This window comes from Brevibacterium sp. BDJS002 (assembly GCF_028201555.1).
GTDB classification, from domain to species: domain Bacteria; phylum Actinomycetota; class Actinomycetes; order Actinomycetales; family Brevibacteriaceae; genus Brevibacterium; species Brevibacterium aurantiacum.
The window spans coordinates 3,226,929-3,246,264 of record NZ_CP116392.1; the positions used below are offsets into that span (position 1 = coordinate 3,226,929).

The following is a 19,336-nucleotide window of genomic DNA, read 5'->3' on the forward strand; positions in this document are numbered from 1 at the left end:
CTGATCAGTAGGTGTGAGCCGCCTGTACAGCACTGGGACGACGGCACGGGGGCGACGACACGGCGAACAACCTCGGCGGGCGAATACACAGCGGGTGAATACACGTGTGGCCCGGAACAAAGTTCCGGGCCACACAGGTATCAGATGAGGATCAGTCCTCGTCCTCTTCTTCCTTCTTCTCGACGACCAGTGTCTCAGTGGTGAGAACCAGTGCGGCGATTGAAGCGGCGTTGCGCAGTGCCGAGCGGGTGACCTTGACCGGGTCGATGATTCCGGCGCCGATGAGGTCGCCATAGGAATCGGTGGCGGCGTTGTATCCCTGGCCGGAAGCAAGTTCCTTGACCTTGGACACGACGACGTAGCCGTCCTGGCCAGCGTTGGCAGCAATCCAGCGCAGCGGCTGAACGACTCCGCGCTTGACGATGTCAGCACCGGTGGCTGCGTCGCCGGTCAGGCTCAGGTCGTTTCCGTCCAGAACCTTGGCTGCGTGGATCAGAGCCGATCCACCGCCGGCGACGACGCCCTCTTCGATGGCTGCACGGGTAGCAGACACAGCGTCTTCGACGCGGTGCTTGCGTTCCTTGAGCTCCACCTCGGTGGCGGCGCCGACCTTGATGACTGCGACTCCGCCGGAGAGCTTAGCCAAGCGCTCCTGCAGCTTCTCGCGGTCCCAATCGGAGTCGGTGTTCTCGACCTCGCTGCGGATCTGGGCGACCCGACCATTGACGTCCTCGTCGGAGCCAGCACCATCGATGATGGTGGTGTTGTCCTTGGTGACGGTGATGGTGCGGGCGTTGCCGAGCTCTTCCAGGGTGACCTGGTCGAGCTTCATGCCCATATCAGCGGTGACGACCTGGCCGCCGGTGAGGACGGCGAGGTCTTCGAGGATCGCCTTGCGGCGGTCGCCGAAGCCGGGAGCCTTGACGGCGGCAACGTTGATGATGCCGCGCAGCTTGTTGACGACTAGCGTCGACAGAGCTTCGCCTTCGATGTCCTCGGCCACGATGAACAGAGGCTTTCCGGCCTGCTGCACCTTCTCCAGCACAGGGAGGAGCTCCTGGATGTTGGAGATCTTGCCCTGGTTGATGAGGATGAGCGCGTCGGAGAGCACAGCTTCCTGGCGATCAGCATCGGTCACGAAGTGCGGCGAGAGGTAACCCTTGTCGAACTGCATTCCCTCGGTGATTTCGAGTTCCACAGATGCGGCCTGGGATTCGTCGATCGTGATGACGCCGTCCTTGCCCACCTTGTCGAAGGCATCGGCAATGAGCTTGCCGATCTCTTCGGACTGAGCGGACAGACCGGCGACGTGTGCGATCTCCGAGGAGTCGAGAACATCGCGAGCGATGGTTCCAAGCTCAGTGGAGACAGCCTCGACGGCGGCTTCGATTCCGCGCTTGAGGGCACCTGGTGCGGCGCCGGCAGCGACGTTGCGCAGACCTTCGTTGACGAAGGCCTGTGCCAGGACGGTCGCGGTGGTGGTTCCGTCACCGGCGATGTCGTTGGTCTTGGTGGCAACTTCCTTGGCCAGCTGAGCGCCGAGGTTTTCGTATGGGTCGTCGACCTCGACCTCACGAGCGATGGTCACACCGTCGTTCGTGATGGTGGGTGCGCCCCACTTCTTGTCGAGAACAACGTTGCGGCCCTTGGGTCCCAGCGTCACCTTGACGGTGTCCGCGAGGATGTTCACACCCTTTTCGAGTGCACGACGAGCCTCGTCGTTGAATTCAAGATTCTTAGGCATTCGTCCTCCTGTCAGTGAAGTAGTTGGTCAGGGGATTCAGCCGATGACGGCGAGCACGTCACGAGCCGAGAGCACGAGGAACTCTTCTCCTGCGTACTTGACTTCGGTGCCGCCGAACTTGGAGTAGATGACCTTGTCGCCGATGGCCACGTCAACTGGGACGCGGTTTCCATTGTCAGCAACGCGGCCTGGGCCCACTGCGACAACTTCGCCTTCCTGAGGCTTTTCCTTGGCGGTTTCGGGAATGACCAGACCACTGGCGGTAGTCTGCTCTGCTTCGACCTGACGGATGACAATCCGATCTTCGAGTGGCTTGATGGAGACCGACATATCGGGCCCTCTCCCTTCGCTGGGTTCAATTCTTCTTTGAGTCAGACGGCGGCTGCTGCCATGAATCTCTCGTCGTCGCGGGTGCCGAGCGATTCGACCGTCTCATGAAACTGGCACTCACTGAGTGCTAGTGCTAATTCGACTTTAGAACGCTCTTAGCACTCGGTCAACTCGAGTGCCAAGGATTGTCCACGCTCTGGGCGAAACCCCAGGAAAGGTGCTCGAAGGGCGCCCGCAATGCACCTATCGGGGAGCCGAAAGGCTGGCGGTGAATGCACTAGTGCGGACCCGGGATATTCCCGGATCCGCACTTGGTGCTTGTTGCCTATAGCGTCAGCTCAGTTGCCGTTAGCTTCAGGTCAGCGGTTGCGCTCTGTGATCAGGCGCAGGCCCACTGTCCCCAGCCGGCTGCTGCCTGCAGCTTCTTGGCACGGTCGAACTGCTCCTGCGGGCTGGCATCGATCGGGTTGCCGCTGCCGCCCACGGACTGCCATGTGGCGATCTTGAACTGGAACAGACCGAAGTGGGCGTTGTTGGACTTGTTCACTGCGCGCGGGTTGAACTCCGACTCACACTTGGCAACCTGGTACCACTTGGATCCGGGTCCGCCGAGCATGTCCTTAATCTCCTGCGTGCTCATGTCGCCGCCGCCACCGCCGGAGCCTGAACCGCCGCCGGTGCTGTTGTCACCGTCGTCGGAGCCGCCCGAACCGTTGTCGGAGCCGCCGTCGCCTGTTCCGGCGTCCGAACCGTTGTCGGAGTCATCTGGCTTCTCAGCGGGGGCTTCCTTCTTCTTGGTGCCCTGGATGACAACCTTGGCCTTGGGCTCGGAGAGGACCTTCTCGTCCTTCTTCTCCTTCTTCACCTCATTGCCGTTGACGGTCTTGACCTTGTAGGAGACCTGCTTCTGGCCGTCCTTGCCCTCTTCTTCGACCTTGGTTTCGCCGACGTAGAGGTCGTCAGACTTCTTGGTCTCGGTCTTGGCCTCGATGGCCTGCTTCTCCTTGACGGTGTCGTTCTTCACGCGGTTCACGGTGAGAACCTGGCCGTCGGAGACCTTGGAGCTGAGGGGAACAGAGAGGAAGTCATCCTTGTCGAGCTTCAGCTTCGTCTCGCCGAGGGCTTCCTTGGCGGTGCCTGCTGCGGCCGAGACCTTGTGGTCCTTGCCGTCGGCAACGATGGTGAGATCCTTGGCGGTCGTCACATCGATCTCGTTGCCTTCATCTTTGAGCTTCTGATTCGGCTTGGCGCTGAGGTCGGCATTCTTCGCGTCCACACCGAGGTCGGCCAATGCCTGACCAACGGTGTTCGCATGCGTCGTCTCATCGCTCTTCTTGCCGTCGACGGACAGTGAGACTTCCTTCGCGGTATTGACGGTGATCGTCATATCCCGCGAGATCTTCTTGTCTACGCCTGGCTTGATCTGGTCGCGCTTCTCGATGTCGAGGTCGCGGCTGTCGAGGACATCCCCCACGGTACCGCCGAAGGTCCGAACTTCTTCGGACTGTCCGTTGACATCAAGGGTCACGGGCTTGTTCATGGTAACCACGGCACCCGTGCCACCCACGAGTCCGGTAATCACAACCGCCTGTGCAGCAATTTGCACTTTGCGGTTCTTGAGAAAATCAATCACAAAAATATCCCTGGGGCAGAGGTCATCAACTCATCTACTGTAACCGATTCGTTACAAGATACGCAAAACATCACGAACATGTAACAGCGAGGGTGCCGAAGTTGGCGCTCTGACCAGGACTTCCCCCGTGTTTCCGGGCTTCGTCACAATCGTGACATTTACCCGCCGAGGTGGCTGATCGAGCGTTATCCTCACCCTCACCGAGGTGGCTGGTCAGTCCCAGCCTCCCAGCGCGGTCTCCGCGTTCTTCCACACCGCAGAGCACAGTTCCTCTTCGCTCATCCCCCGCGCCTCGGCGAGCATGCGTGCCGTAACCGCGGTCAGGTACGGGCCTCCCGGTTTGCCACGGTGCGGATGCGGGGTGAGGAATGGGGCGTCTGTCTCGGTCAGCAGCCGATCCAGCGGGGCAGCGGCTGCCGCACGGCGGAGCTCGTCCGCGTTCTTGAACGTGAGGTTCCCGGCGAACGACATGTAGTACCCGGCCTCCGCGCACTCGCGGGCCATCGCCTCGTCGCCGGAATAGCAGTGGAAGATCGTGACCTCGGGAGCGCCTTCCTCCTTGAGGATGCGCAGCACGTCGGCGTGTGCCTCACGGTCGTGGATCTGCAGGGCCTTGCCCGTGCGTTTGGCGATCTCGATGTGGGCGCGGAAGGAGCGCTGCTGTTCGGCGACACCGTCTTCGCCGGTGCGGAAGTAGTCGAGGCCTGTCTCCCCCACCACGCGCATGCGATCGTTGGAGGCCACGAGCGACTCGATCTCTGTGAGCGCATCGTCGAGCATGCCTCGTTCGGCCAGCCTCGGCGCTTCGTTCGGGTGCAGTGCCGCACCGCCGAGCATCCACGAACGGCCCTGCTCGGACTGCTCGGCGACAAGCGCGGTCGTCCAGCGAGCTGCCGGCAGATCGCAGCCGATCTGCACGATGCGCTGGACTCCAGCCGACTGCGCGGTGTCGAAGAAGAAGTCGAGGCTCGGGAACTCCTCGTCCTCGTCGGGACGCACCTCTGGTTCGGGTTCGCCAGCGCCCAAGGGCAGTCGCACACCCGTGCAGATATCGAGATGTGTGTGGGTGTCGACTACCGGGTGGGCAAGCGGCTCAGGCACCGGAGGATAGGTTCCGGCGGCGCGAGAGGCCATTATTCGGTCTCCTCCACGAACTTGGGGAACACGGGTTCGGGCTTAGGCAGCGGTGTGCCGGGTTCGAGCGGATACTCGATGGCGGCGAACGACCGGGGATCCACCTCGGCGGCGGAGATTCCACCCGCGGTGGTTTCGGCAACCGAAGGTGCCAGGCCAGCGGAGGCATAGGCTGCTCCGGCGGCGACACCGATGCCGGCGTTCGCGGTGACCGTCTCCATCGCCTCGGCGCCGGATCCGCTGTCGGTCGCTGTCGCTGTCGGCAGAACTTTGGCACCGGCCTCACCGGCACCCGCCTCGACTCCGAGGAGGTCGAGGATTTTGCCGGCGGACTCGGGCATGACGGGCTGGATGAGGATCGAGATGATGCGTACGACCTCGATCGTCACCCACAGCACGGTGGCCATGCGATCGGGATCGGTCTTCTTCAGCTTCCAGGGCTCCTGTGCGGAGAAGTAGCGGTTGGCCTCGGAGAGGACCTTCCAGCAGGCCTCGACGTAGAGGTGGAGAGCCTGGGTGTCGACATGGCGACGGGCGTTGTCGGGGACGCGCGGGCCAACGCCAACAGGGCTTCATCGTCGTCGTGAGCTCACCGGGCTGGGGAACCTGGGCGTCACAGTTCTTCGCGATCATCGACAGCGAGCGCTGGGCGAGGTTGCCGTACTCGTTGGCGAGGTCGGAGTTCTTGCGGGTGATGATCGAGTCCTTGGTGTAGGACCCGTCGTTGCCGTAGGAGAACTCGCGGAAGAGGAAGAAGCGGAGGGTGTCGAGGCCGAACGCGTCGACGAGGTCGATGGGATCGACGACGTTGCCGACGGACTTCGACATCTTCTCACCGGCGTTGAAGAGGAAGCCGTGGGCGTGGACGCGCTTGGGCAGCTCGATGCCGGCACTCATGAGGAACGCAGGCCAGTAGACGCTGTGGAAGCGGATGATGTCCTTGCCGATGATGTGGACGTCGGCGGGCCACCACTTGTCGAGGCGTTCCTGGTCATCGGGGTATCCGGCGGCGGTGAGGTAGTTGGTCAGAGCGTCGATCCACACGTACATCACGTGCTTCTCGTTGCCGGGCACCGGCACACCCCAGTCGAAGGTGGTGCGCGAGACCGAAAGGTCCTTCAAGCCCGAGGCGACGAAGGAGGCGACCTCGTTGCGACGCGAATCGGGGCCGATGAACTCGGGGTGGTTCTTGTACAGCTCGAGCAGCTTGTCCTGGTAATTGGACAGACGGAAGAAGTAGGACTCCTCTTCCGTCCAAGTCACCTCGGTGCGGGTCTCAGTCGACAGACGGACACCGTCGACGACCTCAGTCTCGTCCTGGGTGTAGAAGGCCTCATCGCGGACGGAGTACCAGCCGGCGTAGGTGTCGAGGTAGATGTCACCGGCCTCTTCGAGCTTGCGCCAGATCGCCTTGGACGCCTCGTAGTGGTCCTCATCGGTGGTGCGGATGAACCGGTCGAACGTGGACCCGAGCGCGAGCTGCGTGTCGCGGAAGTTCTTCGCGTTGTCGTCGGCGAGCTCCTTGGGCGAAATGCCCAGTTTGTTCGCCGCCTGCAGCATCTTCAGACCATGCTCATCGGTGCCGGTTGCGAAGAACACCTCGTGGTTGTCGAGGCGCTTGAACCGCGCGATCGTATCGGCCGCAATGTACTCATATGCGTGCCCGATGTGGATGGCCCCATTGGGGTAAGCGATAGCTGTCGTCAAGTAATAACCCATAGGTCACACAGTCTAAGGGAAGCCGAGCCGCCGTCGCGCAGGGGTCCGCAGGGGAGTGGGTGTGTGGGGTGGGCGCGGAGGTAGATGTGTGGGTGGGAGTGCGGGTGCGAGGAGGGGTGCGCACGGGTGAGCGTGGTCCTTCCACAGTCAAAGTCAGACTGAGTAGGTTGCAACCTACTCAGTCTGACTTCACCTGAGGAGTTTCGTGCCCAGAGACAACGCCACTGCCTCCAACGTCTTCAGACAACCGTTTTCTTCTGACAACTCTTCTTCAGTTCGGGGACCTGAGCAAACAGTTTTCGCGAAAACGTCGCCACGTCCAGGATCTCGTTGAACTTGAACCGAACCACTACGTACCCCATGGACAGCAGACGGTTGTGCTGGTGGCTCTCCTTGTTCATCCGTTCGAATCCCGCGTCGACATATTTCTGAGTCCCGTCAACATACAGCGCGACTTTGGCCTCTTCGAAGAGGAAGTCCAGTCGAGTCAAGATCCGGCGGCCGTCTCTGACATCGAACTGTTGGATAAAGTCATGCAGCCCAAGTAGATGCAGATTCAACGACGTACGGCTTTCCGCGTAGCCCTCTGACAATGGCGAGATCAACCTGCATAGAGTCATTGCCCTCTTCTGCCCCATGGCCATGCGAGCTCTCGCCGAGTCGAACAACTCGGAGACTTTCTCGGGTACGAGGGACAGCAGGTCTGGCGGATAACCTCTTCGAAAGATTGCATCTTCATCGCTGCCGAGCATTGAAGCGCGAAGCACTTGCTCCATGGCAGCAAATCCCGTGACCGGACCCAGTGCACCGATGAGATCTAATGCAGTTCTAGCTCGATTCGTCACCGCAATCTGGTCTAGCATTTCCACGTCTTCTGCTGTGATTCGCCGTTGCAGACGAACGATCTCACGGCTTCTTGAGCCTGCTCGGGCATTGATGACAGATATCGGTCCCGTGTCGATTCCGAACATCCCGAGTTTATGTAGCCGCGCAGCCGATACGCCCCAGACCACATCGCCTTGACGATAGGACGGATAGCTGAGAACTCGGAGACGATCGAGGTGTTCGAGATACTTGGGCCGCTGCGAGCGCTCCAGGTATGTGCCCTCTTCGTGATAGCGAATCCACTCGTCGTTCTGCGCGAAATTCAAAAAGACGCTGTGTCCAGGATTCACACACCTCCGAACCACGGAGTACACCCCACGACAGAGCTTAAGAAGACAGCAGCCCAGCGACGACCGAATGAGAGTCGTCGTCGCGCCGGCTGCTCTAAGGTCTCGAAAATAGACAACGTTGTACATCACGTCATCGTCGACTGACCGGTCTCATATCCACCAGACCGAAAAAGTATCCTGTGGAAGGAGACCAGCCGCCCACAGGTCACCTATGCCGAAGTCATCTGCTCCTTCACAGGGCCTCACACACGGCTGTGTTATTCGCTCCGAGCGGCAGAACAACGACGAATCTGCGAGGTGAGCTTGGCAGTTTCAAGCAAGCCAGGACTGAATGTCTACAGTTGAAGTCAGGTTGAGTTGGTTGCAAACAACTCAACCTGACTTCGACTGTAGAACTGGGACGTCGGTGCTATCCACACCCTCATACGCCCAACTCAGCGCAGCAGCTCGACTCAGGCGCATGGCGAAGCGCCCACTGCCCCGGGGCTCATTACTACCGGTGCAGCCAGGCCTCGTAGATCTCACGCTTAGACAGTCCGTACTGCTTGGCGATCTGCCCTGCTGCATCTTTCGCACGAACGCCGGACTCCACGAGTTCACCGACGGCGTCGAGGTGGTCCTCCGGGGCGGTCTCAACCGCGGTGGCTCCGGCGAGGACGAGCGTCAGCTCCCCGCGCAGTCCGTCGGCCGCGAGGTCGCGCAGCGAAGATACGGTCCCGCGCAGAGTCTCCTCATAGGTCTTCGTCAGCTCGCGGCTGATGCTCATGGGCCGGTCTGGTCCCATGACGGTGAGGAAATCGTCCATGGTGTCGGCGATGCGGTGGGGGCTTTCAAAGAACACCATGGTCCGCTTCTCGCCGCGCAGTTCCTCAAGCAGGGTCTTGCGCGCCCCGGATTTGCGCGGCAGGAAACCTTCGAAGCTGAACCGGTCGCTGGGCAGCCCAGAGACTGCGAGCGCCATGAGAACGGCAGACGGTCCCGGTGTGGAGGTGATCGGAAGTCCGGCCTCGGCACACGCCTTGACGACGCGGTATCCGGGGTCGGAGACCGCAGGCATACCCGCATCACTCAGTAGGACAACGGTCTGACCGGAGCGGATGAGTTCGACGAGCTCGGGAGCTCGAGACTGCTCATTGTGGTCGAAGACGCTGATGACACGCTTGGTGTGCGTGAGTTCCAATCGCTGCGTCAGCGACAGGAAACGACGAGTGTCCTCAGCTGCAATGACATCGGCGGTGGCGATGGCACGCTGCATGCGTTCGCTCGCATCGCCGAGGTTGCCGATCGGAGTGCCGACCAGGACGAGCTTGCCGCCGGCTGAGGCAGAGGCTGGATCGGAATCCGTCGAGCCGAAGTCGTCCTGCGCCATATCCACATCGTCATGCGCAACCGAAGACGGGTCCGCCTCATCAGCGACTCCGTCAAAGTCACCTGCGCCGTCAAAGTCTCCAGCGTCTTCCGGTCTCCCGGACATCAACTGTATGACCCTGCACCGACCATGGCGACTCCGAACACAAGGACCATGATGCCGACGTAGACGACCCAGAACAGCACCCACCATGCGGTGCTGATGTAGCCGACCCACAGTGCGGCGACAGCCAATCCGTCTCCGCGTTCGCCTGACTGCCGAATCTGCTTGCGGGCCATATGCCCCATGATGATTCCGGCGATGCCAGCGAGGAAGATGCTGCTCATAAAGCAGAAGATCGAGGCCACGAGACCAATGATCGCCAGCGTGTTCGTGGGCGGAAGCGGCTGGTAGACATAGGTGGGTGCGCCACCGGCGTACTGGGCGTTGGCGCCATAAGCGGCGTTCGGGTTATAGCTCGCAGCGCCGTAGTTGGCATTGGCGTTGTTGTAGCCGCTGCCCGCTGCGGGACCTGACTGCGGCTGCTGGTAATACATGTCTGGATTGTTCCAGTTGTTCTGACTGCTCATGGCGCGATCTCCTTGCGTATGCCTACAACGGTACCGAGTCGTACTCCGCGACAAAAGGTGAGGTTGTCACAGATGGGTCTCAGTTCGCTCAGTAGGTAGCTTCTTCGGCGGCGACGCCCGCCATGATTGCAAGCACCATGAATCCGATATAGAGGCCCCAGACGATCACCCAGAACGCCGTACCGAGGTAGCCAGCCCAGAGCGCTGTCAGTGCCATTGCGTCTCCGCGCTCACCCCGCTGGCGTATCTGCTTGCGAGCGATGTGACCCATGATGATCCCGACGATGCCAGCGGGGATAAAGGATGTCATGACCCCGGCAAGTGCCAACACCATGCCGACGATCGCGACGGAGTTGGTGGGAGCAATCGGCTGATAGATGTACGTCACCGGGCCGACGAACCCCGGGTTTGCCCCGTACGCGGCAGGATTCGGCTGAGCAGAATAGCCTGGGTAGCCACCGTAGTTCGAGTGGGCTGATGCCGCGTTGCCGCCGCTGGCGGGCAGTTGCCGAGTGTACATACCTGGTTCGCTCCTGTTGCTGTGGCTGCTCACGGGATGATCCCTGCTGAAGGAATGTTCCCCTTGCGTCTGAATACAACGCTATCGAGCCGAACAGTCCGCGAAGAGCAGAACGTGTTGCAGTCCTGCACCACCGGTGTCAGGGCAGAAAACGGACCCTCGTGAGCTGGTCCGTCCGAAGACAGTCGCTCACCGGTCTATGCCGACCTCTCAGTAGCCCATGGCTGCAGCGAACACTCCCAGTCCCACAACGCCGACGATGATGATGAGTCCCAGCAGGCCCAAGCCGATGCCGACATAGCCCATGACCAGACCCGCAGTGGCCTGACCTCGGCCATCTTCGCCGGACTTCTTGATCTGTCCACGAGACACATGACCGAAGATGACAGCGAGGATGGGCGCGATCCACAGGAACATCGCCAAAAACATGAAGAAGTAGCCGAGGATAGGAATCAGGGAGAGGAAGCTGCAGACGAAACCGCCGCCGAGTCCGATGATGCCCATCCACATCGCCCAGCTAGACAGTCTATTCACCGCTGGCCGCACCATCATCGGCGCCCCGTAGGTCATCGGCTGACTGTAGTCATATGCGCCGGGCTGACTGTAAGAATTCGGCTGGCTGTAGCCGTATGCGCCGGGCTGGCCGTAATCGTTCGGCTGGTTGTACACCGCAGGACCGGATTGGTTCTGCTGATACGCGTTCGGATTCGAATACTGCCCCGAGCCGTACCCCTGATTCTGGCCTGAGCCGTACCCGGGCTGCGACGTCCCGTAGGAGTTGTTGAACTGTTGGGATCCGACCTGTGGTGGATCGCTCGGGCGATAGTTCGGATTGTAGGACACGCTCTTCACCGTTTCGTTCGTTTGCCGCCTGTTGAGGACTACCTTAGTCGTGGTCAGTGGCCGAAGGACAATGCGCACACGACTCACCCTGGGGACCAGATGAGAGCTGGCGCCTTCTCGGACCTTAAACTTGACGACGATGACTCATTCCGAAGATCCCCAGGCGCCGAGGTGGTCGACCGACCCCACGGATGAGTCCACCGACCCCGTAGACTCCCACACCGACTCCGAACGCCCCCGCGCCTACTTCCCCGCAGCATCCGCAACGCCTGCAATGCCCACATCATCTGCAGCCCCTGCTACAACCCCTGCAACCACCTCGGCTCCCACCACTCTCATGGCCCGGGAACGTCGTGCTGACCGGCGCGAATCGATCCGCGCTAATGCTGCCGCCATCCGTAGGCGCTCCTTCACCGCCGGCATGTGGGCGACTCGGGCCCCGATCTGGATGTGGCCGGTCCTGCTGATCATCACAGCGATCGGCGGAGTCCTCCGGCTCTTCAACCTCGACTTCCCTCACCGACTGATCTTCGACGAAACCTACTACGTCAAGGACGGCTACTCCGTCTTCAAATACGGCTACGAACGTTCCTGGCCGGAGAATGCCGACGACTCGTTCAATGCCGGTGACCCGAGCGTCATCGAGTCCACCCCCGAATATGTCGTCCACCCGCCGTTGGGCAAATGGATCATCGGCGCAGGCATCCACCTCTTCGGCGCCGATGACTCCTTCGGATGGCGCTTCTCCGTCGCTATCGTGGGAACACTGACGATCTTCCTCATGGGCTTCATCGCCTGGAAGCTCTTCCGCTCTGCGTTCTTCGCCTGTGTCGCGGCCGGGCTGCTCTCCATCGACGGCGAGCACTTCGTGCATTCGCGCACGAGCCTGCTCGACATCATCCTCATGGCCTTCATCCTCCTGGCCTTCGCATTCATCGTCGTCGACCGAGAGTTCGTCACCAAGAAGCTCGCCCGGTACGCGGCCTCGACCAGTCCCCCGGACGGAGGACGTGACCTTCAGCCTTCCAGACGCAAGGATCTGATCAATTTCGGGCACCACCTCGGCGTGCGTCCCTGGCTCATCGCCGCGGGCATCAGCCTCGGTCTGGCGATGGGTGTGAAGTGGTCGGGACTCTATGCTCTCGCCGCGTTCGGGATCCTCGTCGTCGCCTGGGACGTGCATTCGCGTCACCGTGCAGGCGTCGTCCACCCCTGGCTGGGGATGCTCATCCGCGACAGCGTTCCGGCATTTCTCAAACTGGTGCCGGTGGCGCTGCTGACCTACATCGTCACCTGGACCGGGTGGATCCGCTCCGATGATGCCTGGGATCGGCAGTGGGCGTTCGAGAACAGCGGCTGGTGGAGCGCACTGCCTGACTGGCTGCTGTGGCTGCCGTCTCTGGCCCACTATCACTACACGGCGTACTCGTTCCATGTCGGCCTCGACTCCGAACACCCCTATATGTCGAATCCGTGGGGGTGGATCGTGCAATGGCGGCCGACCTCCTTCTACTACGAATCCCCCGACCAGGGAAGCATGGGCTGCGCCGTTGAGCACTGCTCCTCGGCGATCACCTCGGTGGGCAATCCGGTCATCTGGGGGTTGGCACCCATCGCCGTCCTCGTCGCTCTGGTCGCCTGGATCATCCGCCGCGACGTCCGCGCCGGCGTCATCCTGGCCGGACTCGCCGCCACCTGGCTGCCGTGGTTCACCTACCAGGACCGCACCATCTTCACCTTCTACACAATCGTCATGGTGCCCTTCGTCGTCCTCGCGTTCACCTACTGCCTCACCCTCATATGGGGCCGGGTGCCCACGCCAGCGACTGCGACCGCTATTTCATCGACCGCAACCTCAGCGACATCCACTCCCGACGCCGTCCCCTCCTTCGCCCCCAAACCACGTGGCCTCCTCTTCGCCGGCCGTGGCACTCGAATCCCCTGGCCGCTGTTCGGACGCCGCATGGCCGTCGGGCTGATCCTCGTGGCCGCAATCATGGCCTTCGCCTACTTCTGGCCGGTCTACACCGGCGAGGTCATCCCGTTCGAAGCGTGGAACAACCGCATGTGGAACGTCACCTGGCGCTAGCGCCTCAGCCCCACCACGGGTGACAAACCCCGCCACAGACCACCTCGACACACACCCGCCACGAAGCCGTCGCCTCGGCGACATTGCTCGTTCACCTCAGGGCCACATGCCGTCGCTAGCGTCGAATCATTGTGAATTACCAATCGACTCTGACTCCCCCAGCGCCCACCGATCGCGTGGCCACAGCGCCCGCTGATGATGAGAGCGCAGCACGGCAGCATCGGGCCGTGGCCATCATTCCCGCTCGCGGCGGATCCAAGGGAATCCCGCTGAAGAACCTGCAGAAGGTCGCCGGCGTCTCGCTTCTTGCGCGCGCGATCAATGCGGCGAAATCAACGCCGAGCATCGACCGGGTGGTCGTCTCGACCGACCATGACGGCATCGCCGCGGAGGCAATCCGGGCCGGCGCCGAGGTGTCCCACCGTCCCGCAGACATCGCCGGTGACTCCGCGACCAGTGAGTCGGCACTCATCTACACTCTGGCCAACCTCGGCGAGGAATTCGACACCACGGTCTTCATGCAGTGCACGTCCCCGTTCATCGACTCGGCCTCGATCGACAACGCGGTCGCCGCTGTCCGTGATGGTGAGGCCGACGTCGTGTTCTCCGCCGTTGAGGATCATTCGTTCCTGTGGCGCCTCGACGATGGCGAATCAGCCGTTGCCGTCGGGCACGAAGCCAGCTTCCGCCCCCGCCGCCAGGACCGGGCCAAGCACTACAACGAGACCGGCGCGTTCTACGTCATGCGCACCGACGGCCTCCTCGAGAATGAACACCGCTTCTTCGGTCGCGTCACGATCGAAGAGGTCCCACCCGAGCACGCCCGCGAAATCGACGACATGTCCGATCTGTCACTGGTCCGTGCGATCGCCTCGACGCAGGAAACCGCGCAGGTCATCGACGTCGACGCCCTCGTCACCGACTTCGACGGCGTCCACACCGACGACGGCGCCTACGTCGACGAGGACGGCAACGAACAGGTACGCGTCCACCGCGGCGACGGCATGGGAGTCTCACGCCTCGTGAAGTCAGGGCTGCCTGTCATGATCCTGTCGAAGGAACGCAATCCAGTTGTCACCCGCAGGGCAGAGAAACTTCACGTGGATGTCACTCAGGGCATCGACAATAAAGCGCAGGTCCTGACGTCGTGGATCGAAGAACAGGGCCTCGACGCGGCCCGAGTGGCCTACGTCGGAAACGACATCAACGACCTCGAAGCCTTCGACGTCGTCGGCTGGCCAATCGCAGTCGCGGACGCCCACCCCAAGGTGCTCGCAGCGGCTCGTGTGGTCCTCGATCGGCCCGGCGGCAAGGGAGCGGTTCGCGAAGTCTGCGACCTCATCCCCGTCCCCGACCAGGCCACGCAGCAGCTCCCGACGCGAGGACTGACATCGGTTCTCGCCTCAGACTCACACAACAAGCAACCATCCATCCCGCAGCAACAGCCGTTGCTCACGAATCACGCAGAAGGTTTGCGTACCAATCGAAAGCAGGTTTCATGACTGATCAACTCGCCCCCGTGGCCTTCGGAGATCACCTCGTCGGCCCGAATCAGCCCGTGTACATGATCGGCGAAATCGGCATCAACCACAACGGCGACGTCGAAATCGCGAAGCAGCTCATGGATGCCGCCGTCACCGCAGGTGCCCAGGCCGTGAAGTTCCAGAAGCGCAACCCCGATGTGGCTGTGCCCGAACACCAGAAGTCGAAGATGCGCTCCACCCCGTGGGGCGAGATGACCTACCTCGACTACAAGTGGCGCGTCGAGTTCGGCCAGGAAGAATACGCCGAGATCGACCGCTACGCCAAGGAAGTCGGCCTGCAGTGGTTCGCCTCCCCCTGGGACACTGACTCCGTGGACTTCCTCGAGAACGAGTTCGACGCCGTGACATACAAGGTCGCCTCGGCCTCGCTGACGGACTTCGAACTTCTCCGTGCGATCGACGCCACCGGCAAGCCGGTCCTGTGCTCCTCGGGCATGTCTGACTGGGCCACCCTGGACAAGGCCGTCGAGGTCTTCGACCGCGACAAGCTGGTCCTCATGCACGCCACCTCGACCTACCCGCTGCCTCCCGAAGAGGTCAACCTCAAGGCCATCCCGGCAATGCGTGAGCGTTACGGTGTGCCCGTGGGCTACTCCGGCCACGAACTGGGCCTCGAGATCTCCTTCGCCGCCGCAGCGCTGGGTGCCGTGACCATCGAACGCCACATCACCCTCGACTCCTCGATGTGGGGCTCCGATCAGTCCGCGTCGATGGAACCACGCGAGTTCGCCTCGCTCGTCAAGGGCGTGCGCGTCCTCGAAACCGCCTTCGGCGACGGCGAGAAGCGCGTCATGCCAGGCGAAGAGTCGAAGATCGACTCACTGCGCAAGGTCAGCGTCTGAGCTGACTCGACAGCCACCTCGGCGGGGATATCCCCACGCCGAGGTGGCTTTCTACTGCCAGCGACCACCTGACCGACCAGCCCGGAGAATTTCAGTGACCAAAACCGACCTCAGCATCATCATCCCCGCGAAGAATGGTGCACCCTACCTGCCGACGATGTTCGGCAGCCTCCTGCAGCAGGGCGACATCTGGCAGCGCAGCCAGCTGATCTTCGTCAACGACGGATCCACAGATGACACCCCGCGGGTGCTTGATGAGTTCGGCGAGAAGTTCCCGCATTTCGACGTCATCACCAACCCCGAAGCAGGAGGCCTTGCCAATGCAAGGAACCAGGGACTGAAAGCGGCGGTCGGTGAGCACATCGCCTTCCTCGACGGGGACGACTGGTTGGCTCCGGACCATCTGCCCACGTTACTCGATGCCGCACACCGGCTCGACGTCGACTTCATCCGCTGCGATCACACCACGGTCGAGGGCACAAAGCGCTCCTTCAAACGCGCCCCGATGGCCGTCCGCGACCGGGCGCTGGACCCCAAAGTCGGGATTCTCCCGGCTCACGATTCAACCATGGTCGACTATCCGTATGCGTGGGCGGGCCTGTTCCACCGTCGCCTCTACGACCAGGGCATCCTCGACTTCCCCGCGGATTTCATGACCGCTGAGGATCGGTCCTGGATCTGGCGACTCCACCTCCAAGCCGCGTCCTTCGCCGTCGTCGACTCCCCCGGTATCCTCTATCGACGCGGAGTGGCCGGTTCCCTGACACAGATCCTCGACGAACGACAGCTCGACTTCATCCGCGCATTCTCACAGGTCTTCCAACTCATCCGAAATGAGGCCGAACCCGAACGCTGGTGGCCGAAGGCGATCCGGAACTGGCTGGCCATCCTCGACCACCAGATCACCCGGTTCGGCCCCTCTCCCGCGCCGCTGCGCATCAAGCTGCGACAGGGTGCGTCGATCGTGTCCTCTCAGATCCCTGCAGGGCTGCTGGTCGAGGAATTCGCGCAGCAGAAGCCGAGCCGCCAGCTCAACATCAGCACCTACCTGGGTGCCCCAAGCTCATACATCAAGGAGATGATGAAATGAAGCAGATCTTCTTAGCCTCATCGTTCTTCGAACTGGTCTGCCTTGCTGCGGGAATCGATTCCGGCGTCTACGACACGACGGCAGCGCCGGCACTGCTCGGCACGGACGGCGTCGAATCCTCGGATGAGCTGACCGGCGGTTCCACCGACGGTGGCAGAGCCGGAGACAGCAGCGGAGCCGGCGACGGTTCCGGAAACGGTTCCGGCTCTCGTGAGCGAATCCTGCTGCTGAGCAACAACGCCGCGGTGCTCGAACTCACGCGACCGTTTGCGACCACTCCCGGTGCCGATCGGCTTCTCGCCCGGTTCGACCGCGTCCTCGATCTCAATGCTTCTGTCCACCCGGCGCACCCGTCGTCCTGGAGTCCGGCCCACAACGATCTGCCGATGGTCGAGGCGCATTTGCGTGAGAAATGGGGACTCGGCGATGACAGCATCGAGCTGGTGCTTGAATCACCGCAGGTCAACCCCGCGATCGCCCTCGGCCGCGTGTTCTCCAGGGCGACCATTCGGGTTCACGCCGATGGGCTCATGAGCTACGGCCCGACGAGGAACCAGATTCCGCTGGCCAACGGTCAGCGAATGTCGACACTTCACTATCTGCCGCTCGTCCCGGGACTCGAACCGCGTCTGCTCGCCGAGTTCGGCATCGTGCCCGTCCCACTCGCCCCGGAGGCATTCCGCGCCGTCGTCCGTGAGGTAGGCGAGGCAACCGCATCGGAACTTGATGAGGCGCTGGACAATGATCTGCCGGACTCGCCCTGGGCCTTCGCTGTGGGCCAGTACCTCGCTGCGCTCGGTCTCATCACCGGCGAAGAGGAGACGGCTCTTCACGTCGAGATGATCAATGAGGCTGCGGCCCGGGGCTTCTCCCGAGTCGTCTTCAAACCTCACCCTGCCGCACCACCTGCGCAGCTTGAGCCGCTCTTCGATGCCGCGGAGAAGGCGGGCGTGGAGCTTTCCATCCTCGACATCCCGATCCTCGCCGAGGTGGTCATCGATCGTCTGCGCCCGGGCCTGATCGTCGGAGGATTCTCCACCGCGTTGGCCACTGCACGAGAGATCTACGAGGTTCCAGCGCTCACTGTCGGCGCCGACATGCTCCTCGAGGCCATCACGCCTTATCAGAACAGCAACCGCATTCCACTGACCATCATCGCCGAGGTGTGCGACGGTTCCGCACCGGTGTCGCACTCTTCGGCCGAGGAGCTCAGTTCGCTCGTTGCGGCCGTGAGCTACTGCATGGCTCCAGATGTGTCGCGGGACCTCAGAGGCTCGGCGGAGGCGTTCCTCGAACAGGTCTTCGGTGGAGACGACGCTGCGGCCGCAGCTGGCCGATTCCGACGCTATTTCAAACGGAAGCGTCTGACGAGTCTGCGGCTTCCCGGAGGGAACGTCGATAGGTTCGCGCCCCGGCAGCTCGTCCGCAGGACCGGCACGCTTGCGGTGCTCGCCGCACGTCGGCAGCAGAAGAGACTCGCGACCCGGTCGAAGTCCCGGCGGCAGCACTAAGATCTCGCATCGACGAAGGGCCCCGTCCTCCCAGTTCAATACCTCTGGGATGACGGGGCCCTTTTCGGCGCCCCAGGCTTTCACCTGTACGTCTGCGTCTCGTTCACCTGCGGGTGGTGAGGTTCTTTCGCACCCGTCGTGCGCGCCACTCGAGTCCGTGGCCGACACGTGCGGCGAGCGCTTTAGCGTCCGTGGCTACAGTCTGCGATTTCAGTTGTGCGATCTCTGCCCGAGCGTCCTGCAGCTGCTGTTCGAGATTCCGCAGTTCCTCGTGCCTGCGTTCATTGTCAGCACCAGACGGAGCGGGACGTTTCGCCTGCAGCACGCCGCGGCCCTCTTTCCAGTAGTCGAACACATCGTCGGCGTCGCCTCCCACTGTGTCCTCGTGTTTCCCACCCGCCAGGGACTGTGCGTCTGCCCGACTCGGATCGCTCATGAACGCAGCCAACATGTGCGATGACAGGCGTGGACGCATGACGAGCTGGGCCGTGTGCCCATCGAAGATGCGGAAGAAGTCTTCGATGCACTGCCGCACACCCAGATGGACGGCGTCTCTGATCGGATCCGGCCGGTCCGTTTCTTCGAACACGGGGTTCTCTGACTCCGGGTCGAATCCGGTGCACGATTCCAGTCCGGGTGGCGTGATGAGGTATTCGAGCATTCCACCGCTGCGGAAGAACACCGGGTCCGTGGTGAACTCGGCGACCTCGAGGTCGTTGATGGCTGCGTGCTCCGTGTTGTGCTCCATTGTGGTGAAGTAGAACCCTGCGATGTTCTTCCCCAGAGCCAGGGAGATGCCGCGCTGTGCAGAACCCGAATAGCCGACATCGACGATGGCGGGGTGGGTGGCGTCACCGACTGCCTGACGGAAATAGTCCTTCGCAGCCTGGTCCTTACCTGCACGCTCTTGCACGATTGATCCGGAGAACTGTGACAGAGCGTTCTTCACGCTGTCGACGCTCTTGCCGATTTTGGCATCGGCGCTTCCCGGTCCGGCTGCGGCGATCGTCGGACCGAATTCCTCTGCCGCGGTCGCCCCGAACCTCGTCGTCAGCAAAGTCCTGACGGAGGTGCGCGGACTCAGGCCGTGGACGAATTCGGTGTACCCGACGTGGCCTCTCTCCTGGCTGAACAGGTCGAACATGGCTCGCCGTGAACTCATCACATACGACATGTCCGGCACGCCTGCGACATGTGCGTCGCCAACTTGTGCGCCGCCAGCCT

Annotated in this window: 14 protein-coding genes and 1 pseudogene; 5 read left to right on the forward strand and 10 right to left on the reverse strand. The window is 62.1% G+C overall.

The genetic code is table 11. From position 1 onward, the window contains the following. Positions 1 to 151: 151 nt before the first annotated feature. The 10 genes and pseudogenes from groL to PGC08_RS15080 form a co-directional block, all read right to left on the reverse strand. The gene (groL, locus tag PGC08_RS15035; RefSeq protein ID WP_009883264.1) at positions 152 to 1,744 is read right to left on the reverse strand and encodes a chaperonin GroEL; all 1,593 of its coding nucleotides are present in this window, start codon (positions 1,742 to 1,744) and stop codon (positions 152 to 154) included. A gap of 36 nt (positions 1,745 to 1,780) precedes the next feature. After that, complete coding sequence (gene groES / locus PGC08_RS15040; protein ID WP_009883265.1) at positions 1,781 to 2,074, reverse strand: co-chaperone GroES; 294 nt, start codon at positions 2,072 to 2,074, stop codon at positions 1,781 to 1,783. Between the two features lie 379 nt (positions 2,075 to 2,453). Next, positions 2,454 to 3,614, reverse strand: a complete 1,161-nt coding sequence (locus PGC08_RS15045; protein WP_226829820.1) for a resuscitation-promoting factor — start codon at positions 3,612 to 3,614, stop codon at positions 2,454 to 2,456. Positions 3,615 to 3,920: 306 nt separating this feature from the next. Beyond that, complete coding sequence (locus PGC08_RS15050; RefSeq protein WP_271708794.1) at positions 3,921 to 4,841, reverse strand: TatD family hydrolase; 921 nt, start codon at positions 4,839 to 4,841, stop codon at positions 3,921 to 3,923. Further along, positions 4,841 to 6,560 (reverse strand): annotated as a pseudogene (gene metG, locus PGC08_RS19590) (methionine--tRNA ligase). Before metG ends, PGC08_RS15050 begins: the two are co-directional and overlap by 1 nt. Positions 6,561 to 6,799: 239 nt before the next feature. Continuing rightward, positions 6,800 to 7,735 (reverse strand): hypothetical protein, encoded by a 936-nt coding sequence (locus tag PGC08_RS15060; RefSeq protein WP_193078844.1) that lies wholly within the window; start codon positions 7,733 to 7,735, stop codon positions 6,800 to 6,802. A gap of 493 nt (positions 7,736 to 8,228) precedes the next feature. Continuing rightward, entirely contained in the window at positions 8,229 to 9,104 is an 876-nt protein-coding gene (gene rsmI / locus PGC08_RS15065) for a 16S rRNA (cytidine(1402)-2'-O)-methyltransferase (RefSeq protein WP_226833724.1), read from the reverse strand. A gap of 104 nt (positions 9,105 to 9,208) precedes the next feature. Further along, positions 9,209 to 9,673, reverse strand: a complete 465-nt coding sequence (locus PGC08_RS15070; RefSeq protein ID WP_009883272.1) for a DUF4190 domain-containing protein — start codon at positions 9,671 to 9,673, stop codon at positions 9,209 to 9,211. Positions 9,674 to 9,761: 88 nt separating this feature from the next. Further along, positions 9,762 to 10,193, reverse strand: a complete 432-nt coding sequence (locus tag PGC08_RS15075) for a DUF4190 domain-containing protein (protein ID WP_226829822.1) — start codon at positions 10,191 to 10,193, stop codon at positions 9,762 to 9,764. Positions 10,194 to 10,403: 210 nt separating this feature from the next. Then, positions 10,404 to 11,036, reverse strand: a complete 633-nt coding sequence (locus PGC08_RS15080; protein WP_122992689.1) for a DUF4190 domain-containing protein — start codon at positions 11,034 to 11,036, stop codon at positions 10,404 to 10,406. Between the two features lie 139 nt (positions 11,037 to 11,175). On the opposite strand from PGC08_RS15080, the gene PGC08_RS15085 reads away from it, so the two are divergent. From PGC08_RS15085 to PGC08_RS15105, 5 genes are all read left to right on the forward strand, one after another. Continuing rightward, complete coding sequence (locus tag PGC08_RS15085; protein WP_271708795.1) at positions 11,176 to 13,125, forward strand: dolichyl-phosphate-mannose--protein mannosyltransferase; 1,950 nt, start codon at positions 11,176 to 11,178, stop codon at positions 13,123 to 13,125. Positions 13,126 to 13,256: 131 nt separating this feature from the next. Beyond that, a complete protein-coding gene (locus PGC08_RS15090; protein WP_096145950.1) occupies positions 13,257 to 14,627 on the forward strand; it encodes an acylneuraminate cytidylyltransferase in 1,371 nt (456 codons plus the stop codon). Further along, the gene (locus PGC08_RS15095; protein ID WP_096161223.1) at positions 14,624 to 15,511 is read left to right on the forward strand and encodes an N-acetylneuraminate synthase family protein; all 888 of its coding nucleotides are present in this window, start codon (positions 14,624 to 14,626) and stop codon (positions 15,509 to 15,511) included. Before PGC08_RS15090 ends, PGC08_RS15095 begins: the two co-directional genes overlap by 4 nt. Before the next feature lie 94 nt (positions 15,512 to 15,605). After that, positions 15,606 to 16,601, forward strand: coding sequence for a glycosyltransferase family 2 protein (locus tag PGC08_RS15100; RefSeq protein ID WP_009883278.1), 996 nt, complete (start codon positions 15,606 to 15,608; stop codon positions 16,599 to 16,601). Further along, a complete protein-coding gene (locus PGC08_RS15105; RefSeq protein WP_096161224.1) occupies positions 16,598 to 18,112 on the forward strand; it encodes a polysialyltransferase family glycosyltransferase in 1,515 nt (504 codons plus the stop codon). The genes PGC08_RS15100 and PGC08_RS15105 overlap by 4 nt, the downstream gene beginning before the upstream one ends. The last annotated feature ends 1,224 nt before the right edge of the window (positions 18,113 to 19,336 follow it).

Bases quoted from the DNA above. Each gene is read 5' to 3' on its own strand.
- groL (WP_009883264.1), bottom strand. From the start codon at position 1,744: ATGCCTAAGAATCTTGAATTCAACGACGAGGCTCGTCGTGCACTCGAA.
- groES (WP_009883265.1), bottom strand. From the start codon at position 2,074: ATGTCGGTCTCCATCAAGCCACTCGAAGATCGGATTGTCATCCGTCAG.
- PGC08_RS15045 (WP_226829820.1), bottom strand. From the start codon at position 3,614: ATGAACAAGCCCGTGACCCTTGATGTCAACGGACAGTCCGAAGAAGTT.
- PGC08_RS15050 (WP_271708794.1), bottom strand. From the start codon at position 4,841: ATGGCCTCTCGCGCCGCCGGAACCTATCCTCCGGTGCCTGAGCCGCTT.
- rsmI (WP_226833724.1), bottom strand. From the start codon at position 9,104: ATGGCGCAGGACGACTTCGGCTCGACGGATTCCGATCCAGCCTCTGCC.
- PGC08_RS15070 (WP_009883272.1), bottom strand. From the start codon at position 9,673: ATGAGCAGTCAGAACAACTGGAACAATCCAGACATGTATTACCAGCAG.
- PGC08_RS15075 (WP_226829822.1), bottom strand. From the start codon at position 10,193: ATGTACACTCGGCAACTGCCCGCCAGCGGCGGCAACGCGGCATCAGCC.
- PGC08_RS15085 (WP_271708795.1), top strand. From the start codon at position 11,176: ATGACTCATTCCGAAGATCCCCAGGCGCCGAGGTGGTCGACCGACCCC.
- PGC08_RS15095 (WP_096161223.1), top strand. From the start codon at position 14,624: ATGACTGATCAACTCGCCCCCGTGGCCTTCGGAGATCACCTCGTCGGC.
- PGC08_RS15105 (WP_096161224.1), top strand. From the start codon at position 16,598: ATGAAGCAGATCTTCTTAGCCTCATCGTTCTTCGAACTGGTCTGCCTT.